Origin of the sequence: Marinitoga sp. 1155, from assembly GCF_001021175.1 — a bacterium.
Lineage (GTDB): Bacteria > Thermotogota > Thermotogae > Petrotogales > Petrotogaceae > Marinitoga.
In genome coordinates this window covers 52160-73071 of sequence record NZ_AZAX01000034.1, presented here as the reverse complement: position 1 = coordinate 73071, position 20912 = coordinate 52160, and the positions used below count along the sequence as shown (strand labels likewise).

Here is a 20912-nt window from a genome sequence, read left to right as displayed (position 1 = left end):
TATTTCACCCCCGAAATTGTCAGTTTAATAATATTATATCACATTATCATATAATTAGCAAAGCTAATTATATGATAATTATATATATTCAAATCATAAAGGATTGATGTGCAAATTAGCGAAGCTAATTATATGATTAAATATATAGATATATTTAAGTTTTAATATGTTTATTAATAGAAAGAGTGTCTTATTAATAAAGCTAATTAATAATTCTCAAAAAACTTTTCAAATGTATTTATTATATAATTAATCATTTCATTTGTAATACCAGGATATACACCTATAAAAAATGTATTATTCATTATAATATCAGTATTTTTTAACTCATTATGAATTTTATATTTTACATCCTCATATGCTGGTTGTCTTGTTAAATTTCCTCCAAACAACATTCTTGTCATTATTTTATTTTCTTCTAAATAAGTTACTATATCCCATCGTGAAAATTTGTCATTATCTTTTACAGTTATTGGAAACCCAAACCATGATGGATCGCTTTTTGGTGTTGGTTCTGGTAATATAAGATAATCTTCATATTTTTTTAAACCTTCTTTTAATAATTTGAAATTTCGTTTTCTTTTTTCTATGAACTCTGGTAATTTTTTTAATTGTGCAACTCCTACCGCAGCTTGCATATCTGTTAATTTTAAATTATATCCTATATGTGAATATACATATTTGTGATCATATCCAAAAGGTAATGTTCCATGTTGTTGTTTGAATCTCATACCACATGTATTACTGAACCCTGGTTCGCAATAACAGTCTCTTCCCCAATCTCTGAATGATTTTACAAGTCTTTCTAATTGTAGGTTGTTTGTCAGTATTGCTCCGCCTTCACCCATTGTAATGTGATGTGCAGGATAAAAACTTACTGTTGCTATATCTCCAAAAGTTCCTACTAATTTCCCGTTAAATGTTGAACCAACTGCATCACATATATCTTCTATTACCCACAAATCATATTTTTTAGCTACTCTCATTACTTCATCTAAATTAAAAGGATTCCCTAATGTATGAGCTATCATTATAGCTTTTGTTTTTTCTGTAATGGCTGATTCTATTTCTTCTGCATTTATGTTATATGTTGGTATATCAACATCTATAAAAACTGGTATTGCTCCATTTTGTATTATGGGATTTACTGTAGTTGGAAATCCAGCCGCTACTGTTATTACTTCATCGCCAGGCTTTATTCTTCTTTCTCCAAGTTTTTTTGATGTTAATGCAGATAATGCTAACAAGTTTGCGGAGGAGCCAGAATTTACCAACGTTACACTTTTTACTCCAAAAAATTTTGCAAATTCATATTCGAATTTTTCTGCAAATCTTCCTGTTGTAAGCCATCCATCAAGTGATGCTTCAACGAGATTTATATATTCTTCTTCATCAAATACTCTTCCAGCAAAGGGTATTACTGTTTTTCCAGGTATAAATTCTTTTTTTATTTTATTTTTTGCATATTTTTTTGTAAGTTCTATTATTTCTTTTCTTATTTCTTCCATTTTTAATCCTCCAACCACTTTATTTTATTCTCGAAATATTCTATTTGATTTATACATAAATCAAATACATCATTTTTCTTATAATTTTTATACCATTCCACAGTTAGTTTTATTGTTTCATCTATATTTAATGTTGGTTCCCAATTAAGATAAAACTTAGCTTTACTAATATCTAAATTCAATAATTTTGCTTCATGTGGATGATTTTTATTTGATAAATCTTTCCATCTACCTTTTCCATAGTATTTTATAACTTTTTCTACTATTTTTTTTACTGTTACTATTGAATTTAAATGTGGGCCAAAATTCCATGGGCCACTATATTTTTCCGGGTTTTCCGCTAATTTTGTACCTAAAAGTAAATAGCCACTTAACGGTTCAAGTACATGTTGCCACGGTCTAGTTGCCTGAGGACTTCTAATTTCTATTGGTTTATCTTCTTCTAATGCTCTTATGCAATCAGGAATTATCCTATCTTTTGCCCAATCTCCTCCACCTATTACATTTCCTGCTCTTACTGTAGCTATTACTTTATTATGATTTTTAAAATCATTTGGATTAAAGAAAGACCTTAAGTATGCACTTGAAACTATTTCACTTGCTCCTTTACTTGCGCTATATGGATCATATCCACCAACCGGATCATTTTCTCTATATCCCCATATCCATTCTTGATTTTCATAACATTTATCTGATGTAATGTTAATTAATATTTTACATTCTCTTGTATTTCTAAAAGCTTCTAATACATTTACTGTCCCCATAACATTTGTTTCAAATGTTTCTCGTGGAGTTTCATATGATAATCTAACCAATGGTTGCGCCGCTAAATGAAAAATAATTTCCGGCTTATATTCTTCAAAAACTTGTTTCAATTTATTATAATCTCTTATATCCCCACGTACATCTATTATTTTTTCTGAAATATTTGATAACACAAAGTTATCTCTTTGAGTATAAGGATCTAATGCATATCCTATTACTTTTGCTCCCATTTTTAATAACCACAATGAAAGCCATGAGCCTTTAAATCCCGTGTGTCCTGTTATTAATATTTTTTTGTTTTTATAGAATTGATTCATATTATCACTCCACGATCTTAAGTAATTCATTAAATTTATTTATAACAACAGTACAATTATTAAAATTTGATTTGTTTTGGCAAAAACCATAAGAAACACATATCATGTCAATATTATTATATTTTGCCGCATCAATATCACTTTTTGTATCTCCAATCATCACACTACTATTTGATGATATTCCAAGTTCTATAATTAATTTATTCAATCTATTTTTTTTTGGTAAAACATTACCTTCTAAAGGAATTCCAACAACCTTTTTAAAATATTTATCCATCTTAAACTTTTTTAGTATTTTGTTGGCAAAAATTTCTGGTTTTGACGTTATAATATACATATTATTATTTTTATTGTATAATTCTTCTAATGTTTCCAGTACATATGGGTATAAATTTAACATATATACCCCTTTTTCTGCATATAACTCTCTAAAATCTTTTCTAATTTTAAACTTTAAAGGGTTATCCTCAATTCCAAAGATTATATCCATAATCTCATCTAACGTTGGACCTATAAGTTTTAGTATTTCGTCTCTTGATAAAGGTTCTAAGTTATTTTTTTTAAATGCTTCTTGCATAGAAAATATAATACCTTCTGATGTGTCAAATAAAGTACCGTCCATATCAAAAAATAAATGCTTATATTTCATAATATCCCTCTTTTTCTGACATGATATTATTAAATTCTTCTCTATCCAAATACGGCCACAGATCTTCCATAGGGAGAGTTATTATTTTCCCATTTTCTATTTTTGATTTTGTTCTTGGAATAGTTGTATAAATTTCAGGAATTTTAACATTACAAATTACAGGTCCCTCATAATCAAGTATTTCGTCTATTTTATTAATTAAGTCTTTATTATTTCTTAATTCATAAAATTTCAAACCATATGCATGCGCTATTTTTTTCATATCAGGTAAAGTTAATCCACTACTTTCATTACTGCCCACATAATTTCCATTAAAATAGTTATTTTGTGTATTTACAATAGAACCGTATCCTTTATTGTCAAGAATAAAACATTTTAAAGGTATATTCAATCTTCTTAACGTTTCTAATTCCTGTATATTCATTTGAATTCCGCCATCTCCTGTAATACATATGGTTCTTCTGTTTAATGCAATAGCTCCTGCAATTGAAGCAGGTAATCCAAATCCCATAGCTCCAAATCCTTCATTATTATAGACTCTTTGTCCTTTTTTTACTTTAAATGATTGCATAGTAATTTCGCTACATAATCCTGAACTTCCTGGAATAATTGCATCATTCTCGCTTAATTTTTTTGACAAAATATCTATTAATACATATGGATTTACAAAATCTTTCATTTTATAATATTCATCTTTTATAATAGGATATTTGTTTTTTAATGATTTACAGAAACTTAACCATTTATCTTTTCTCTTAAATTCTATTTTTCTTATTTTTCTATTTAATATATCTAAAAATCTATATGCATCACTTACAATTTTTAACTCTATATCCATTTCTAATTTATCTATTTCATTTTTATCCACATCTACTATGACTTTTTTTGCATATGGTGCAAAATTTTTATGATTATATGCTGTTTGCCCTGTATCTAATCTTGCACCAATAGAAATAAAAAGATCGGACTTTTGTTGTATAAAATTGGCATACCTTGAGGCGATAGCTCCAGGTCTTCCAAAATTTAATGGATCATTTTCATCAAGAAAGTCTATAGCTTTCCAAGTTAATAATATTGGAATATTTAATTTTTTAATAACTGAATAAAATAATTTTTCCGCTTTTGCTAATCTTATGCCATTTCCAGCAAGTATTACCGGCTTTTTTGATTCTTTTATCATTTCAATTAATAACTCAATTTTTTTATCTATATCATCATCAAAATTTGATTTTGGTGGAATATAACCTTTTAATTTTTTTTCATCTATAATCGCAGCCTGTATATCCAATGGAATATCGATCCATACTGGCCCTGGTCGTCCTGTAGTTGCAAGATAAACAGCTTTTTCAAGATGGTATCTAATGTCTTCTGCATCTGTTATCGTTACTGCATACTTTGTAATTGGTTTTACTAAAGATATTATATCAATTTCTTGGAATCCTTTTTGCCTTAATTTTGAATCTTTAATCATATCCTTAGTTTTAACCTGTCCAGAAATTATTAACATAGGAGTTGAATCAACCCATCCAGCAGCAACTCCAGTTATTGCGTTTGTTCCTCCAGGTCCAGTGGTTACTAAGCCCACCCCTATATTATTTGTAGCCTGAGCATATGACTCAACGCTAATAGAAACTGCTTGCTCATTTAAATTTGTTATATATTTTAATCTTTTATTTTTTCCCAGTGAGTCTACAAGATGCATGCAACCTCCACCTGGAAGCATAAACACATGTTTTACTCCTAAATTTGCAATAAAATTAAAAACATAATCGGAAAGTTTCATCATTTTAATCCCTCTTTTCTATAAAAATCTATAGTTTTTATTATTGCATCTTTTAAAGATGTATACTCTCTCACTCCAAGTTCTTCTTTTATTTTTTTCGTTGACGGTATATATTGATCTACTTTTTTTGAAATTTCCTTTTTTTGAATTCTAATTTCCATTTTTTTATTAGATACAGAATTGATTAATTCAGCTACTTCTTTTATTGATACAATATTTTCTGATCCAACATTATATATTGATCTATTTTTTGAATTTATCAATATCTTAAAAAACCATATTATTGCGTCTGCTGCATATAAATATGATCTTAGTGCTTTCCCATCTCCATTTATTACTATTGGACCTCCTTTTAAAGCATCTCTAATAAAATTTCCAACAGCATAATGCAAATTCAATTGCAAATAAGGTCCTACAAAAGCAAATCCCCTGGCTATTTTTACTGGAATATTATAGTTTTTCGAATATTCTAAAGCTAAAAATTCAGCCATCTTTTTCCCGATTGATAATGCCGCATTTGGATCTTCAAGACATAAATTCCCACAATAGTATTCAGGAATTTTTTCGTAAATATCAGAATGAGTTCCGTAAACCTTACCGGAACTCATATATAAAAACCCTTTTATTTTGTTTTTCTTTGCAAAATCTAAAATTCTTTTTGTACCAGCAGTTATAGTTTCGATTCTGATAATTTGATTTTCACCTTTGAACCACCCTTCTGCAGAAGCACTGGCTCCATGTATAATATATGAAAAATTTTCATTTGGAAAATCAAAATTTCTAATATCTCCTTTATAAAAGTTTACATATTTTTCATTACTTAAGTACGGAAAATTTTTCTTAAATTTTTCTGGATTTCTTGACAATACACCAATTTTTATATTTGTATTCAATTTCTCATTAGCTCTTAAAATACTCCCTAAAAACCATTTACCAAAAAATCCTGTTCCACCTGTAATAAAAATTTTTTCATTTTTTATTTTTTTAAATTCTTCTTTTAATTCTTTCAAAATAAAATCAAGGTCTTCTTCAAATCTTTGATTTAGTTTCATCTTATTTCCTCCATCTTAAATACCCATTTTTTGTTTTCTCTGTTTTGAGTTTTTCTTCATCTTTTATGTAGTCGTTCTCATCAAATACTTTAAACCACGGTACTGGTAATGGTTTATTACCATATATTCTTTTCGAATCGTATTCTTCAATAAAGTGTTTGTCTTCTGCAATTAAGCATGTATCAACATATTTTCCGAACCATTTTATCTTTAATCCTCTTTCAATAATATCTTTTAATGGTTCTTCAAACACATTTCCTAACGATGCATGTATATATGGGCATGGCATAACATCGCCATATTGAGTAACTGATATCATTCTTTTTACTGCAATGCATCCAAGATCTAAACCATATCCAGGAGTTAAATGTGTAAATACATTATATTTCTTTTCAAGTTCTCTAACATAATCCATATCCTTTTTAGTTACTAATACATCATAATTTCCTTCCCAGTTTCCTACAGGTTTTGCATAAGTTACAAAAACACCTACATCTTTGCTGTTTAAAAATTTCAAAAATTCTTCAAACTCTTCAGAATAAACCCTTTGTTTGGTAACTACTGTTTGAATTATAATGTTTAACCCTGCTTTTTTTGCAGCATCTATAGCTCTTAATGCTCTTGCATGAGAACCTTTTTTCTTTCTAAATTCATCATGCTCTATTTCATTTAAACTATCAAGACTTAATTGTATTTTGTCAACTCCCAATTCTTTCAAATGAAAAGCTTTTTCTTCATCAAAATACCATCCATTTGTATCAAGGGATATATAAAATTTCTGCGGGTCTATAGCTTTTATTACTTCATCCAAATCTGGAAAAACTAATGGTTCTCCACCAGTTATAACAAAATGGGCTAAACCCATTTCATCAGCTTGTCTAGATAATTCCTTGACATCTTCTGGTGTAAAACTCCTTGCACCGGGTTTTCTTAGTTGCGAAATACCACAGTGAACACAATTAAAATTACATGCATAATTATACTGAAATTGTATTATAGCAAAGCTTTCTCCACGCTTTACTTTTTCTTCAAATTTTAAAATTTTTTCATAAACATAAGGTTTTTTCTCTTTTAATTCATTCCTTTTTAAATCTTCGCTCTCTTGAACTTTATAATCAATTTTTTTCTTCATCATCTTACCTCCGTTATATTATTTTCAATTTATTCTTTTCTAAAATCGCTATTTTTATTTCAGGATATTCTTCTAATAATTTTTGTTTTATTTCATTGGAATAACTTCCCGCCATTATAATAATCGCCTTAACAGGGTTTTCTCTTAAATAGTTAGGGGATACTATTTTAATATGCGTTGCTGGAGTATATTTATTTTGCTTAAATTTTGCAGAATCTATAACATATCTACATTTATCTCCTAATTTCAAAGCAGCCATTACAAATAATGCTTGATGTCCAGCTCCCCAAATTGCAAAATCTGGATATTTGTTAATAAAATCATAAATATTTTTCTTCAATGTTTCCTGAAATGCCTGAAATCCAGAGAAATTTAATTTATTTCTTTTTTTTACTATTGCTGATATTATATAGTCATTCCATATTTCATTTATTTCAATTATCTCAAATCCACTTATTCTTAAAGTTATTTCAAGCGTTTTTTTTGTAAAATAAGATAGATGATCTATGGTAAATTCTGAAATCATTTTTTCTTTTTTTATCATGTTAAAATTTGGAACCTCTATTATACCAATTCCGTTATCATTTAAATTATTTGATAAACCTCTTAAAAAGGTTACTGGCTCTGGCACATGTTCTAAAAAATTAAACATAAAAAAGGCATCATATGGTTTATCTGGTAATTCATATTTTTCAGTATCTATATATCCTTGAATAGCTTTTAAGCCTTTTTCTTTTATATATTTTATATTCTCACTAGAATATTCAAAACCATATACATTTTTACTAATTTCTGCTAATATACTTAAATAATCACCATTTCCACTTCCTATTTCTATACACTTTTTATTATATAAATCATATTTCTCAAAAAACTGTTTTAATTGTTTTAATCTGAATTTTTTCATTTCACTTGATACAGATGTAGCCCTAATTACTGTTTTATAATATGAAACGGGCTCATTAATCAATTGTATGAGCCCGCATGATGCACATTGAGCAATATTTAAAGATATACTTTTATCTTCTTTTAAACTATATTCATCAGGGAAAAATTGGGATTTTGCTGGTAAATTTTCAATACTATATAGTGTTTCAACTTCTCCACCACACACACGACATTTATTCATTTTTTATCTCCACCTTTAATAAATTATCAATATAATCAGAATAATATAAAGGATTAAAATATCTATGTAATGCATATTTTTGACACGTTTTGCATAAAGGGTGGTTTTCTCTTAATTTAATTATTTCTTCAAATGTTATATCAAGATAATTATCGGCTAATTTTCTATATGTGTAATTGCAACACGGCATTACAGATAAATCCCAATTTATTACAGGCACAATTCTTTTTAAAAGGCAATCCTTATCTTTTTCTTTCTTCGCATTTTTAAGCATATCATCAAGTGATACTAACATTATATCCGCACCTTTTTGAGCATTAGTTGGTAATTTTCCAGTTTGAATATATTCCAAGGCATAATCTGGAAATACCATTGATATAGTTGAATTTAATCTAAATCCAAGCTCATCACATAATTCTTTTACTTTTTTAAATTCAGAAATATTTATTTTATTTACATGGAAATACACTTCAACAATCGTTTTAGTATCATATTTTTTTATATATTTATGCAACATCAAAAGATTATTATAAAATACATCCCATTTTGCATTTTTATGGGTTATTTCATAATGTTCCGGACCGTATCCTGAAACTGAAACTCTTATTTGTGGAGGTTTTGATTTTATAATTTCTTCAATATTATTTCCATAATTTAGATTAGTCGATATACCACCAGCAATTCCATATTTATTATTTATTTTTATAATTTCGGGGAGTTTAGGGTGCAAAAAAGGATCTCCCCAAACATATAAATCTACCAAGTATAAAAAAGGCATTTCGGCAATTAATTTCTTTATTACTCTTTCATAATCTGTTATATCCATAAATCCAGTCTTTCTAAATCTGCTGCTAAAATCCCCTCTTGGGCAGCTAATGCAACTTAAATTACAAGAACCGGAAATTTCAATTACTGGATAATATGGTGTAAACCTTTGGATGTTTATAAAATCTTTACCTTTCTCTAATCCATATTTTTCACATATTTTAAACATTTCTTTATTTTTTTTATCTACACTTGCCGTAAGTATAAAAGCATTGTTTAATTTATTTTTGTCTTCAAAAATTTCTTTCGGATCTAAAATAGGTATCCCTTCATAATACTCTCCAATAAGTTTTGGAGAACTATCTAAGAAAGCTTCTATTTTAAAACCGTTTCTTTCCAACGCTTTTAAAAAACCTCTTCCTTTTTGACCTGCTCCCCATATATAAATTTTTCTATTATTAAAAAGTTTTTTGGCGTCATTTACTGTATATATATGATAATCAACATGCACCTTTGAAGGTTTATTTTTCATTAAAATCCTCCTCAAATTTTATTTTCTCCATATTTTTTTATTAATATGTCTATATCCAATCTATGAAGTCCATATTTTTGGCATCTTCTGCATATTTGTTGACTATGTCTTAATTCTATTAATTTGTTATAAGGTATTTCTAAAAAATTATCATGTATTTTTGTGTAGTATAAATGGCATTGAAACACCGACAAATCCCAATTTATTATGGGAAATAATCTCTGGCATAAACATGGTTTTCCTATTTCCTTTTTTATAATGTCAAGTACTTTATCTATATCCCATGAAAGTGTATTTAGAAAACTTTTTAAACTATATTCCATTTCTTTTGTTTCAATATAATTTAATAAATGATTGTATGGATTTAGATAGGCCCACGATGGAGATAAATTAAAATCATATCTAGCTAAATATTGTTTTATTTCTTTATAATCATTCTTATTGTCTTTATAAAAGTGATATAAAAAAGATATCTGTGTTTTTGGATTGTACTGCTTTACTAGTAAATTTAAAAGATTTACGTTTTTCTTAAATATCTCCCATGATGCATTGCCATAGTATTTGGAATATTTTTGTTTAGCGCCACTTACTGACACAATTAATTGGGTTGGCTGCGCTTTTATTACTTTTTCAATGTTTTCAGAATTTTGAAGATTTGTTTGTAATGAGACTGGTACGTATTTTTCAGAATATTCAATTATTTTATCTATTTCTGGATTTAACAAAGGTTCTCCCCATAAAGATAATTGGATATTCGTTAAAAAAGGTATTTCCTGTAATAACTTATCTAAAACTTCCTTATATATTCTATAAGGCATTATTCCTTTCTTTATTTTCATATTTCCTTGCGGGCAAAATACGCAATTTAAATTACATATCCCCGATATTTCCACAACAGCTTCTGGGCGTCTAATATTTATATAAGTTATATAATCAATCATCTTTTTTAATCCAGATTCTTTACATATTTGTTCCATCTCATGTTTATATTGTGCTGCAGCCAAAATTAAAACAGCCTTTTTTTTCTTTGCCAATTCAATCGCTTTATTTGAAGAATAAACTCTTTTATCTTCAATTATGGTTCCCACTTTTTTTGTATCTGAATCACAAAATCCTTTTATATGTATTTTATTTTTTTCAAGATTCTTTTTTATAACTCTCCCTAATTGCCCAACACCCCATATAAATACGTCTTTTTCATTTATAAAATTTTTTAAATCTTTTATACTCATTCCTTGAATAGTTTTTAACGGTTTGAAATCGTTCATTTATTCACTCCTAGCGTATAATACAGTTTCACTTATATATCCAGTATAATTTCTTAAATAAAATTTATAATCAGGATTTAATTTATTTAGCATTAATGGAATTTCCCATATATGTTCCACACTATGATAAACACAAATAGCTAAATCAGGTTTATACGTAGAGATCAATATGGCACCACCTTTTATTGCTTCTATTTCAGCTCCTTCTATATCCATCTGAATAAATGTTGGAGAATAATTAATCAACGCATCATCTAATTTTACTGTTTGTATAAGATCTTTTCCATTAGCTGATATTTTACTGTTGGTATTATTTCCTGATGAAAAGAAAATTTGTGTTGTTTTAGAATATACTCCACATGGATATGCGAAAATTGTATCCGCTATATCTTTTTTATTGTTATTAATATATTTAATCAATTTACTATAATTAATTAAATCTGGTTCAAAACAAACTACAGACTCTTGCTTTCCTTTGTATTTTACAAGATTTCTTATAGTATCTCCATTATATGCACCACAATTAATAAACCTCGAGTAATTCATAATTATATCATCAGGAAAGTATTGCTTTTCCACACTTTCATAAGGTAATTCTTGAGGCACTTTATATATATGTGTTTTTAAATATTTTAAGTAAATATCTATACTTAATTTATCCGAAAATAATGTGAAAGCTTTTAATATTTTATCCTTTTGCTTTTTATAATATGAAAAACCCATTTTCTCTATTTCATGACTTGTAAAATGAAGATGATATTCATATATTTGATTTGCTAAAATAATATTTTTAAAATTCTTTTGTTTAAGTATATTGAAAATTTCATTATAATATTCTTTCTTTCCAACAGTTATTATTACTACATAATTCTCAGTGTCATGTATATTTAAAGATTCTGGGTTAAATAAAGGAATATCTCTAAACTTTTCTCCATTTTCTGCTCTTTTATCGATAATTCCATCTATTTTTATATCATTATACCTATCTAATACTATTGAAAAAAAGGTTATACATCCACTTCCGCAACCATATAACAATATTTTTTTTCCTTTTACTAAATGATATAAAGAAAATTGTTCAGAATATGAAATATATTGTTTTTTTAATAAATCTTCTAATTCTTTAAATTTATCCATAATTCCACCTAATAAGATAATATATCTTCTGTTAAATAAATTTGTGTTTTTCTGTGTTTGTTAGATTGGATTTTTTTATCGCTATAGAATGAATCATTTTTGAAATGTGTTGTTGAAATTTCTTCAATAACTGCACCTGTTTCACTATAAAAAGAGTGTTTTTTATTTCTTTCCACTATTATAATATCTCCGGGTTTATAAACTCTTTCTTGACCATCTATATTTATTATAAAATCTCCGTATAATACATTAAATGTTTCTTCTTTTTGTTTATGATAATGTTCAGGATGCTTTTGTCCAGGAAGTAATATAATTATTTTTTTGCAATATTCTCTATTTATTATGTCTATAATTGCTGCTCCAAAGTTTTTAAAATTATCCAATCCATAATGATGTGAAAGCTCACAGACACTATTTTCCGGAATTACAACATTACTTTTCCTAACAATATCGAGAATTTCTCTCACATATTCTTTTATCTGAGGATATAAATCTTTTATCTCAACATTGTTTTCAGAAATTGGTTCATATGCTTTAATATCCTTTTTGGCTACAAACTTTTTATATTTAGACATATCATTGGATGCATATTGCCCATTTTGTCTTGGTATAGCAAAAAAAACTTCATTCATAGTTATACATTGATCTTTTGAAATGTTTTTTAATGCAAATATACCTCTTCTTAGATTTTTTAAAGATGTAAGTTCTTCTTTTGAAAATGAATATCTTTTTCCTCGAACTCCGGACATTATATATGCTTTTTTTGCCGACTTTAACCATTTATAAACCTGTTCTGGATTAGCAGAATATGCATTTAATTTTATTTTATCTGTTTCAACTCCAACATGTTTTTCAAATATGGTAGCCCCTTTTGCAATAGCTATTTTTATAGCATCAAAATTATCTGGTTTTTCATGCGTTGAAAAACCTACATTAATGTCAGGAAATTCATTTTTCAACAAATCAATCTGATTTAATTCTAATTTTTCGTCTGTTGTAGGATATGCAGCAACACAATGCATAATATTAATATTTCTACCTCTATGTTTAAAGAAATATATAACATTTCTTATTTCATTTAATGTTGCACCAGCCGTTGAAGCAATAATTGGCTTATCATATTTTGAAATTTCCTCCAATAATGGCCAATCAGTAAAAGATGCACTCGCTACTTTTATTATGTCATAATTATGCTTTATAACTTTTTTAACAGAATTCTCATCAAAGGGTGTACACATTGTTATAAATTCATTTTTTTCTAATTCATCTTTCAACTCTAAAAACTGAGATTCACTTAATTTTGTTTCCGAAAAACGTTTTATATATTTGTAAGAAAAATCATTTTTATAATCAGGATGAATAAACGTATCTAAATCTCTATATTGGAATTTAAATGCAAAATCAAAGATATTTTCAAACTCTTTGACAACTTTTTTTATTTCACGAATAATTCTTTTTCCATGCTCGACATTTCCCTGATGATTATTAGCCATTTCAAAAACAAATAATGGTTTTTTAAACAATTCAATCATAATAGTTCCTCCTTATTCCCATAATTTCCATGGAGCTTTTCCGGTATTCCATAATCTTTCAAGCTCATGCTTGTCTCTTAAAGTATCCATTGGCTTCCAAAATCCATCATGATGAAAAGCCATTAAGTTACTCTCTTTTGCCAATTTTTCAAGCGGCCCATCTTCCCACGCAGTATTATCATCGACTATATAGTCAATAACTTGTGGTTCTAAAACAAAAAAACCTGCATTAATTCTCGAATTTTCACTTTTTGGTTTCTCTATAAATGATTTAACTGAATTATCTTTATCTATATTCAAAACACCAAATCTTCCTATTGGTTGAACAACTGTGATAGTTGCCAATTTACTATGTTTTTTATGAAATTCGACAAGCTTTTTTATGTTTACATTTCCAACTCCATCACCATAAGTAAGCATAAACCTTTCATTGTTTAAATATTTTTTTATTTTCTTTATTCTTCCCCCAGTCATTGTATTTAATCCCGTATCAACTAATGTAACCTTCCATTTTTCAGAGTAACTATTATGTATTTCTATATTACCTGTAGATAAATCTACTGTCATATCACTCATATGATTATAATAATTGGTAAAATATTCCTTTATAACATATCCTTTATAACCAAGACAAATTATAAAATCATCAAAACCATAGTAAGAGTATATTTTCATAATATGCCATAGTATCGGTTTTCCACCTATTTCAACCATAGGTTTAGGGATTCTTATTGTTTCTTCTTCCAACCGTGTTCCATAACCGCCTGCCAAAATTACAACTTTCATCTTATTCCCCCTTATAAAATACCAGAAAATTTAAGTATTCTTTTAAAAACACTTTCTTCATTATAAAATTTCAACGCTTCTTTAGTATAATTTCTTAAATCTTCTCCCAAAGTTCTTAAATATCTTTTGGGATTCTCTAGATCTAATATGCTTTTTACTATATCATAATATGTATTATAACTATAAAAATCAAAATATGGATCTTCAAGATTAAAGTCCTTCCCTAATATTCCTCTTGGATTAATATATCCTGTATATTGAGAAACGAAATTAAACCACGGTGTAGTATCTGCAAAAATCGTTGGAATTCCAAGATATGATGTTTCGCTTGCAGAAACCCCTGTATTTACTGCAAGATCATGTATTGCTACAAATCTAAAATCAATTTTTTCAAGTGGAATTATTTTTATATACTTTTCAACATTATGAAATTTTATAATTTCTTTTATAGTATTACTGAATCCACCAACACCTACTATATTCACATAAAATTCATAACCATTATTAATAAGTTTTGCCATATCTTCCACTGCATTTAATACAAAAGATTTTGTATAGGTAAAACGTGGATACATTATAATTCGAATTTTACTATCAAAATTATTATTTAATCTTATATTTTTTAATTTATCAATTGTAAAATAAGGAACTCCTACGTAATTATATTCATTAAAATTAAAATTATTAACTTTTAATCTTAATTCAAGATACTCTTTTGTTAATGCGTCTATATGCAATATGTTATTTATGGATTCTTTATAAAATTTGATGTTTTGGGATATATCTCCAATAAGGAAATTAACTATAGTAATCAAATAATGTTTCACATTTAACTTTAAAACCTTATTTGCTTCCTCTAACCACATACTTGCAGTTACTGGATGTCCTATTACTAAATCTGGCGGATATTTATCTTTTATAGAAGATAATTCTTCAATAAAATTTCTAATTTTAATAAAATCTCTGGGATATTCTGTTAAAGGTGTATTTATAATCAATATTTCTCCTTCAAATCCAAGATCTTTTAATATATCCAAAGATTTTTTTGTATAATTATTTGAAATAAAAATAAGTTTATATCCATATTTTTTAGCCTCTTTTGAAAAAGATACTAAAACTCTTTCACCACCGCCATATTGAAATCTTCCAAACTCATTCATTAAATACCATATATATTTATTTTCTGATGTTTTTGAATAATTAAATCTTAAAATTCTATTATTATTTAGCATATAATTTTCTGAGTTATTTAAGTCTTTTTCAAAACTATCAAGTAATTTCTCAATTTCAAACAATTGTTTTTCTATAGGATATTTATCTTCTACAAAAAGTCTATAATTTTCTGAGTTATATTCTTGGTTTAATATAATATCTAAAAACTCCTCAGTGTTTCTAAAAATATTTTTTTCTGGCCATATTTCTCTACTTTCTTTCCAAGCATGTATTACAGGTTTTATTCCCATAGCCATAGCTTCTCCAATTGTATAATGAAAAGACTCTTCTATTGAAGATGATATAATATAATCTATATCTTTTAACCACATAGATAAGTTTTCAACTCTTGGAACAAACTTTATATATTTTTTTAGATTTAATTCTTCAATCATTGTTTCTATAGCTATTTTATAACGTATATCTTGAAAATCTCCTCTAATAAATAATTTATATTCGTCATCTTTTTTTATTAATTCATAAAAAGCCCATAATAAGATTTCAAAACCCTTTCTATAATTAATATTTCCTATTATTGCAAGTTTTTTTCCGGGAGTTTTTTTATTAAGATATTGAAACTTACTTAAATCAATTCCATTTCTTAAAATACTTGTTTTTTTAATATTTATTTTCTCACCGAATCTTTTAAAAAATATTTCTCTTTTGTGCTTTGCAACAAAAAAGAGATGATCAATAGCATTCCAATTTATTTGACCTGGAATATTTGTGAAAACTTCATATCCATGTAATCTACATACAACTTTTTTCTCTTTTAAATCGATGTTATTTGTAACAAAGTTAGCTACCTCATTAGCCCATTCTAACCATATAACATCTGCCCATTCAACAGCATTTTTCAACTCTTCACTATTATTTGATATTACAAGTTTAGACGGATATAAAAATGATATATATTCATAAATGGGTTTTATGAAAGTATCAAGACCTGGTAAGCATAAAAAAGCTATTTTTATATTTTTAAAAAAAGTTTTCTTAGCAAGATCATATTTTTCTTTCATAGACATATCTTTTGTTAGAGTTGACGCAATATAATAATTTTTAATACCAGCAGCTTTACTTCTATTGTTTATTTCTATATCTCCTAACAAATCATACGTTGCCCAATCTTTATTTTTTATTCTCATTAAATATCTCCAAGAATCTAAATCTTTATTCATTAATTTCAGTATATACGCATAATTAAATAAAACATCATCATTTTCAGAATCAACTTTTAAAGCTTTTTCAAAAAAGTTTTTTGCTTTCTGAATTTCACCTTTATTAAAATATAACAATCCCTTTAAGTTATTTTTTTGAACTATATCATTTATATTTTCAATTAATGTTTCAGCTTTATCAAATTTTTTTTGGTTAATTAAGTTTAAAATTAATTCCTTTTTTTTCATATAAGAATCTCCTTTTAGTAAAATTTATATATACATAATAATTATAACATATTTTTAATCAACACATTACCTACACACGATGTTCTAAAATAATTCAAACTCTCAAATTAAATAATAGAGATATGATATAATTTAAGAAATGATATAATCGAAAGGATGATATGTATAATGAAAAAAAGCAAAAAAGAAATAAAAAAAATACTGGAAATATTAGAAAAAACATATCCTAATTCCACTACAGCGCTAAAATATAAAAACACATTTGAATTATTAATTGCTGTAATGTTATCAGCTCAAACTACAGATAATCAAGTAAACAAAGTAACTCCAACATTGTTTTCAAAATTCAAAACACCAGAAGATTTTGCTAAATTAAAACCAGAAGAACTGGAAAAGTATATAAAGGGTGTGGGATTATATAAAACAAAAAGCAAGAATATAATAAATACGTGTAAGATGTTATTAGAAAAATATAATGGAAAAATACCAGAAACAAGAGAAGAACTAATAAAATTACCTGGAGTTGGAAGAAAAACCGCAAATGTAATGTTAAGTGTTGCGTTTGGGAAAGATGCTATTGCTGTTGATACACATGTTTTTAGAGTTGCAAATAGAATAGGTTTGGCAAATGGAAAAAATGTAAAAAAAACAGAAGAAGATTTAATGAAAAATATTCCACAAGAGTTATGGGGAAAAGCTCATCATTGGTTAATATATCATGGAAGAAATATTTGTAAAGCAAGAAATCCGGAATGTGAAATTTGTCCTATAAAAACTTTTTGCAATTACTACCAGGATAAAAAGTGATTAAAATAATTATATTTCATTCTTAAATAAAAAGACAAAGTTTAATCATAATTTCTTATATAAAAACATATAATTTAATAAAAGTGACTCCATAAGGAGTCACTTTTTATGAAAACATATATTATCATTTTTATAAATAAGCTTCCTCGCCAAATTCGTTTTTATCCAATCCTTCAATTTCAGCTTCACCGCTAACTCTAACCTGTGTAATTCTGTTTATAAGCCATAATGCTATATATGTAAAAATAAATGCATAAATTGAAACTAAAGTTACTGCTATAAATTCTTTCCAGAAAAAACCTGCATTCCCGTATAACAAACCATTAGCGCCATTACTATTAACACTTTTCGTAGCAAATAATCCTAATAGAACTATACCAAGATATCCACCTACACCATGTACTCCCCATACATCTAAAGCATCATCCCAGCCTTTTTTGTTTTTATATAATACTGCAGCATAGCTAACAATAGAAGCGATTATTCCTATTAACATTGAAGTTTGAACTGTTACATAACCAGCAGCTGGTGTAATTGTTGCCAAACCGGCAACAGCTCCTGTAAGCATACCAAGTATTTTAGGTTTTCTTTCAAAAATTATAGCTAAAATCAACCATGTAATAGCAGCAAATGAGGCTGCAACATCAGTATTTAAAAAAGCATTTGCAGTTACAGCATCTACCCTTAACTCACTACCAGCATTAAAACCATACCATCCAAACCATAATAATCCGGTTCCCAGTGCAACAAGTGGAATACTATGTGGTTTTACATTCTTTTGTTTTCTTTTACCTACAAAAAACACCGAAGCTAATGCAGCTGCACCAGCACTTGCATGAACCACAATACCACCTGCAAAATCTAAAACTCCCCACTTTTGAAACAATCCTCCTCCCCAAACCATATGAACAAGAGGGAAATAAACAAAAATAAGCCAAACAGTCAAAAAAATCATATAAGCTTTGAACTTTACTCTATCTGCAAAAGCACCTGTTATTAAAGCCGGTGTGATTATAGCAAACATCATCTGATATGCAACAAATACAATCATTGGTATTCCTGTATTTGCACCAAATGGTGTATTTATAGAAATTCCATGAAGAAATAAATATTTGGAATCTCCAATTATTCCTAAAATATCATTACCAAAACTCATAGTAAATCCAAAAGTTACCCATAAAATAGTAGTCCATCCCATAGAAACAAAACTCTGCATCATAATAGTTAGAACATTTTTTCTACCAACTAATCCACCATAAAAGAAAGCAAGCCCAGGTGTCATAAGCATAACAAGACTTGTTGCAAGAAGCATAAATGCTGTGTTTCCTGTATCAAACATTTTTTCACCCCTTCAATTTAATTACCCATTCCCCAAGATATTAAAAATTATAACTCTATCAAAAAAAAATATCAAATTTGAAAATGAAAGAATTTTAGATTTTATCTATTATAAATAATTTGTATCATATACTAACAGCTGAAATATACATATTATCAAACAATAATTTATACAAATATTATATATAAAACATTAAAGATAATGATACGTTTCATTATAAAAATAGTGTTATCAAGAGGAATATTATAAATAAACAAGATAATCAACTATATTTCAAATTCTAATTGATAAAATAGTGTTAATGAGAATTGTACAGGTTTTTAATTTTAAAATAAAAGTTATATAATTTTATAAAGTTTATGCAGGGAGGGATAAATTTGACAACATTAGAATTAGCAGAAAAATACCGTGAAGACATTGTTAAGTTTATGAGCAAATTGATAAAAGCAAGGAGTTACTCTGGAGAAGAAAAAGAAGTTATACAGGTTATTAAAGAAGAAATGGAAAAAGTAGGATTTGATGAAGTGAAAATTGATGGGTTAGGCAATATACTTGGAAGAATAGGAAATGGTAAAACAGTTATTGCAATGGATGCACATATTGATACTGTTGAAGTTGGTAACCCTGATTTATGGGATAAAGACCCATTTAGTGGCGATTGGGATGATGAATGGGTATATGGAAGAGGAGCATCTGACCAAAAAGCAGGTATGTGTTCCATGGTATACGGAATGAAAATTTTAAAAGAATTAAATTTATTAGATGACTTTACCGTTTATGTAACTGGGACAGTTATGGAAGAAGATTGTGACGGATTATGCTGGCGATACATTGTCGAAGAAGATAAAATAAAACCGGATTTTGTAGTTATTACAGAGCCAACAAGTTTGAATGTGTATAGAGGGCATAGAGGAAGAATAGAATTCAGGATAAAAACTGTTGGTCTTTCTGCACACGCAAGTGCTCCAGAAAGAGGAGATAATGCTATTTATAAAATGGCAAAAATTATAAATGAAATAGAAAAATTAAATGAAAATCTTCATTATGATCCTTTCCTTGGAAAAGGGACAATCGTTGTTTCTCAAATATTCTTTAAATCACCTTCACATAATGCTGTTCCAGATGAGTGTGTAATTCACATTGATAGAAGACTTACAGCTGGTGAAACAAAGGAAAGCGCGTTTGAAGAAATAAGAGAAATATTTAAAAAAACAGGAATTAATGCAGAAATAGTGGAATTGACATATTCAAAACCTGCATATACCGGAATTGAATATCCTGTTGAAAAGTATTTTCCAACATGGGTACTTGAAGAGAATTCAGATGTTGTACAAGCAGCAAAAGAAGCATATATTAAAACATTTGGAAAAGAACCTTTAATAGATAAATGGACATTTAGCACAAATGGTATAGCTACAGCTGGTGTTTATAATATTCCAACAGTTGGTTTTGGTCCAGGTGATGAAAAATATGCACATGCTCCGAATGAGAAAGTAAAGATCGAACATCTTGTGAAAGCAGCAGCATTTTATGCTAATTTCCCAAAAACATTGGTAGAAAAAATAAAATAATAATTACAAAGAGTGTCTAAAAATCCAAATTCACTCAGACAGCTCGATTGCTAATCCTTAAAATTATTCACTCTCAGCCGTCGCTCAAACAATACATCGTGTATTGTTTCGCTCAAAATTACATCCATGTAATTTTGACGGCTTTCATTCATAATTTTAAGGGCAATCTTCGAGTCTTCATTTCATTTTAGATTTTTTGGACAGGTTGATAATCATAAAATT

16 protein-coding genes are annotated in these 20912 nt (G+C 27.5%); 2 read left to right on the top strand and 14 right to left on the bottom strand.

The window, feature by feature from the left end; genetic code table 11:
* Window positions 1–206: 206 nt before the first annotated feature.
* The 13 genes from rfbH to X274_RS11680 are packed head-to-tail and all read right to left on the bottom strand — an operon-like array spanning window position 207 to window position 16973.
* Window positions 207–1508, bottom strand: a complete 1302-nt coding sequence (rfbH, locus tag X274_RS09635) for a lipopolysaccharide biosynthesis protein RfbH (RefSeq protein WP_047266613.1) — start codon at window positions 1506–1508, stop codon at window positions 207–209.
* A 2-nt stretch (window positions 1509–1510) separates the two neighbouring features.
* Window positions 1511–2590: a CDP-glucose 4,6-dehydratase gene (gene rfbG, locus X274_RS09630; RefSeq protein WP_197073358.1), complete on the bottom strand. Its 1080-nt coding sequence runs from the start codon at window positions 2588–2590 to the stop codon at window positions 1511–1513.
* 4 nt (window positions 2591–2594) lie between these two features.
* Window positions 2595–3239, bottom strand: coding sequence for an HAD family hydrolase (locus tag X274_RS09625; RefSeq protein WP_047266611.1), 645 nt, complete (start codon window positions 3237–3239; stop codon window positions 2595–2597).
* On the bottom strand, window positions 3229–5025 hold the full coding sequence (locus X274_RS09620; RefSeq protein ID WP_047266610.1) for a thiamine pyrophosphate-binding protein: 1797 nt from the start codon (window positions 5023–5025) through the stop codon (window positions 3229–3231). Before X274_RS09620 ends, X274_RS09625 begins: the two co-directional genes overlap by 11 nt.
* Complete coding sequence (locus tag X274_RS09615) at window positions 5022–6074, bottom strand: NAD-dependent epimerase/dehydratase family protein (RefSeq protein ID WP_047266609.1); 1053 nt, start codon at window positions 6072–6074, stop codon at window positions 5022–5024. Before X274_RS09615 ends, X274_RS09620 begins: the two co-directional genes overlap by 4 nt.
* Window position 6075: 1 nt before the next feature.
* Window positions 6076–7206 carry a radical SAM/SPASM domain-containing protein gene (locus tag X274_RS09610; RefSeq protein ID WP_052913284.1) on the bottom strand — a complete coding sequence of 377 codons (1131 nt, stop codon included), beginning with the start codon at window positions 7204–7206 and terminating at the stop codon, window positions 6076–6078.
* A gap of 13 nt (window positions 7207–7219) precedes the next feature.
* Window positions 7220–8335 (bottom strand): class I SAM-dependent methyltransferase, encoded by a 1116-nt coding sequence (locus X274_RS09605; protein ID WP_047266607.1) that lies wholly within the window; start codon window positions 8333–8335, stop codon window positions 7220–7222.
* The gene (locus tag X274_RS09600; RefSeq protein WP_047266606.1) at window positions 8328–9632 is read right to left on the bottom strand and encodes a radical SAM protein; all 1305 of its coding nucleotides are present in this window, start codon (window positions 9630–9632) and stop codon (window positions 8328–8330) included. The genes X274_RS09605 and X274_RS09600 overlap by 8 nt, the downstream gene beginning before the upstream one ends.
* 11 nt (window positions 9633–9643) lie before the next feature.
* Window positions 9644–10900, bottom strand: a complete 1257-nt coding sequence (locus X274_RS09595) for a radical SAM protein (RefSeq protein WP_047266605.1) — start codon at window positions 10898–10900, stop codon at window positions 9644–9646.
* Window positions 10901–12037 (bottom strand): FkbM family methyltransferase, encoded by a 1137-nt coding sequence (locus X274_RS11685; RefSeq protein ID WP_052913283.1) that lies wholly within the window; start codon window positions 12035–12037, stop codon window positions 10901–10903.
* 8 nt (window positions 12038–12045) lie between these two features.
* A complete protein-coding gene (locus X274_RS09585; RefSeq protein ID WP_047266604.1) occupies window positions 12046–13569 on the bottom strand; it encodes an N-acetylneuraminate synthase family protein in 1524 nt (507 codons plus the stop codon).
* 12 nt (window positions 13570–13581) lie between these two features.
* A complete protein-coding gene (gene rfbF / locus X274_RS09580) occupies window positions 13582–14355 on the bottom strand; it encodes a glucose-1-phosphate cytidylyltransferase (protein ID WP_047266603.1) in 774 nt (257 codons plus the stop codon).
* 11 nt (window positions 14356–14366) lie between these two features.
* Window positions 14367–16973 (bottom strand): glycosyltransferase, encoded by a 2607-nt coding sequence (locus X274_RS11680; RefSeq protein ID WP_052913282.1) that lies wholly within the window; start codon window positions 16971–16973, stop codon window positions 14367–14369.
* Window positions 16974–17141: 168 nt separating this feature from the next.
* On the opposite strand from X274_RS11680, the gene nth reads away from it, so the two are divergent.
* Complete coding sequence (gene nth / locus X274_RS09570; RefSeq protein WP_047266602.1) at window positions 17142–17780, top strand: endonuclease III; 639 nt, start codon at window positions 17142–17144, stop codon at window positions 17778–17780.
* 130 nt (window positions 17781–17910) lie between these two features.
* On the opposite strand, the gene X274_RS09565 is transcribed toward nth, so the two are convergent.
* On the bottom strand, window positions 17911–19119 hold the full coding sequence (locus X274_RS09565; protein WP_047266601.1) for an ammonium transporter: 1209 nt from the start codon (window positions 19117–19119) through the stop codon (window positions 17911–17913).
* Window positions 19120–19478: 359 nt separating this feature from the next.
* On the opposite strand from X274_RS09565, the gene X274_RS09560 reads away from it, so the two are divergent.
* The gene (locus tag X274_RS09560; protein ID WP_047266600.1) at window positions 19479–20690 is read left to right on the top strand and encodes a YgeY family selenium metabolism-linked hydrolase; all 1212 of its coding nucleotides are present in this window, start codon (window positions 19479–19481) and stop codon (window positions 20688–20690) included.
* The last annotated feature ends 222 nt before the right edge of the window (window positions 20691–20912 follow it).

Bases quoted from the DNA above. Each gene is read 5' to 3' on its own strand.
- rfbH (WP_047266613.1), bottom strand. From the start codon at position 1,508: ATGGAAGAAATAAGAAAAGAAATAATAGAACTTACAAAAAAATATGCA.
- X274_RS09595 (WP_047266605.1), bottom strand. From the start codon at position 10,900: ATGAACGATTTCAAACCGTTAAAAACTATTCAAGGAATGAGTATAAAA.
- nth (WP_047266602.1), top strand. From the start codon at position 17,142: ATGAAAAAAAGCAAAAAAGAAATAAAAAAAATACTGGAAATATTAGAA.
- X274_RS11685 (WP_052913283.1), bottom strand. From the start codon at position 12,037: ATGGATAAATTTAAAGAATTAGAAGATTTATTAAAAAAACAATATATT.
- X274_RS11680 (WP_052913282.1), bottom strand. From the start codon at position 16,973: ATGAAAAAAAAGGAATTAATTTTAAACTTAATTAACCAAAAAAAATTT.
- X274_RS09585 (WP_047266604.1), bottom strand. From the start codon at position 13,569: ATGATTGAATTGTTTAAAAAACCATTATTTGTTTTTGAAATGGCTAAT.
- X274_RS09615 (WP_047266609.1), bottom strand. From the start codon at position 6,074: ATGAAACTAAATCAAAGATTTGAAGAAGACCTTGATTTTATTTTGAAA.
- X274_RS09565 (WP_047266601.1), bottom strand. From the start codon at position 19,119: ATGTTTGATACAGGAAACACAGCATTTATGCTTCTTGCAACAAGTCTT.
- rfbF (WP_047266603.1), bottom strand. From the start codon at position 14,355: ATGAAAGTTGTAATTTTGGCAGGCGGTTATGGAACACGGTTGGAAGAA.
- X274_RS09620 (WP_047266610.1), bottom strand. From the start codon at position 5,025: ATGATGAAACTTTCCGATTATGTTTTTAATTTTATTGCAAATTTAGGA.
- X274_RS09625 (WP_047266611.1), bottom strand. From the start codon at position 3,239: ATGAAATATAAGCATTTATTTTTTGATATGGACGGTACTTTATTTGAC.
- X274_RS09560 (WP_047266600.1), top strand. From the start codon at position 19,479: ATGCAGGGAGGGATAAATTTGACAACATTAGAATTAGCAGAAAAATAC.
- X274_RS09605 (WP_047266607.1), bottom strand. From the start codon at position 8,335: ATGAATAAATGTCGTGTGTGTGGTGGAGAAGTTGAAACACTATATAGT.
- X274_RS09610 (WP_052913284.1), bottom strand. From the start codon at position 7,206: ATGAAGAAAAAAATTGATTATAAAGTTCAAGAGAGCGAAGATTTAAAA.
- X274_RS09600 (WP_047266606.1), bottom strand. From the start codon at position 9,632: ATGAAAAATAAACCTTCAAAGGTGCATGTTGATTATCATATATATACA.
- rfbG (WP_197073358.1), bottom strand. From the start codon at position 2,590: ATGAATCAATTCTATAAAAACAAAAAAATATTAATAACAGGACACACG.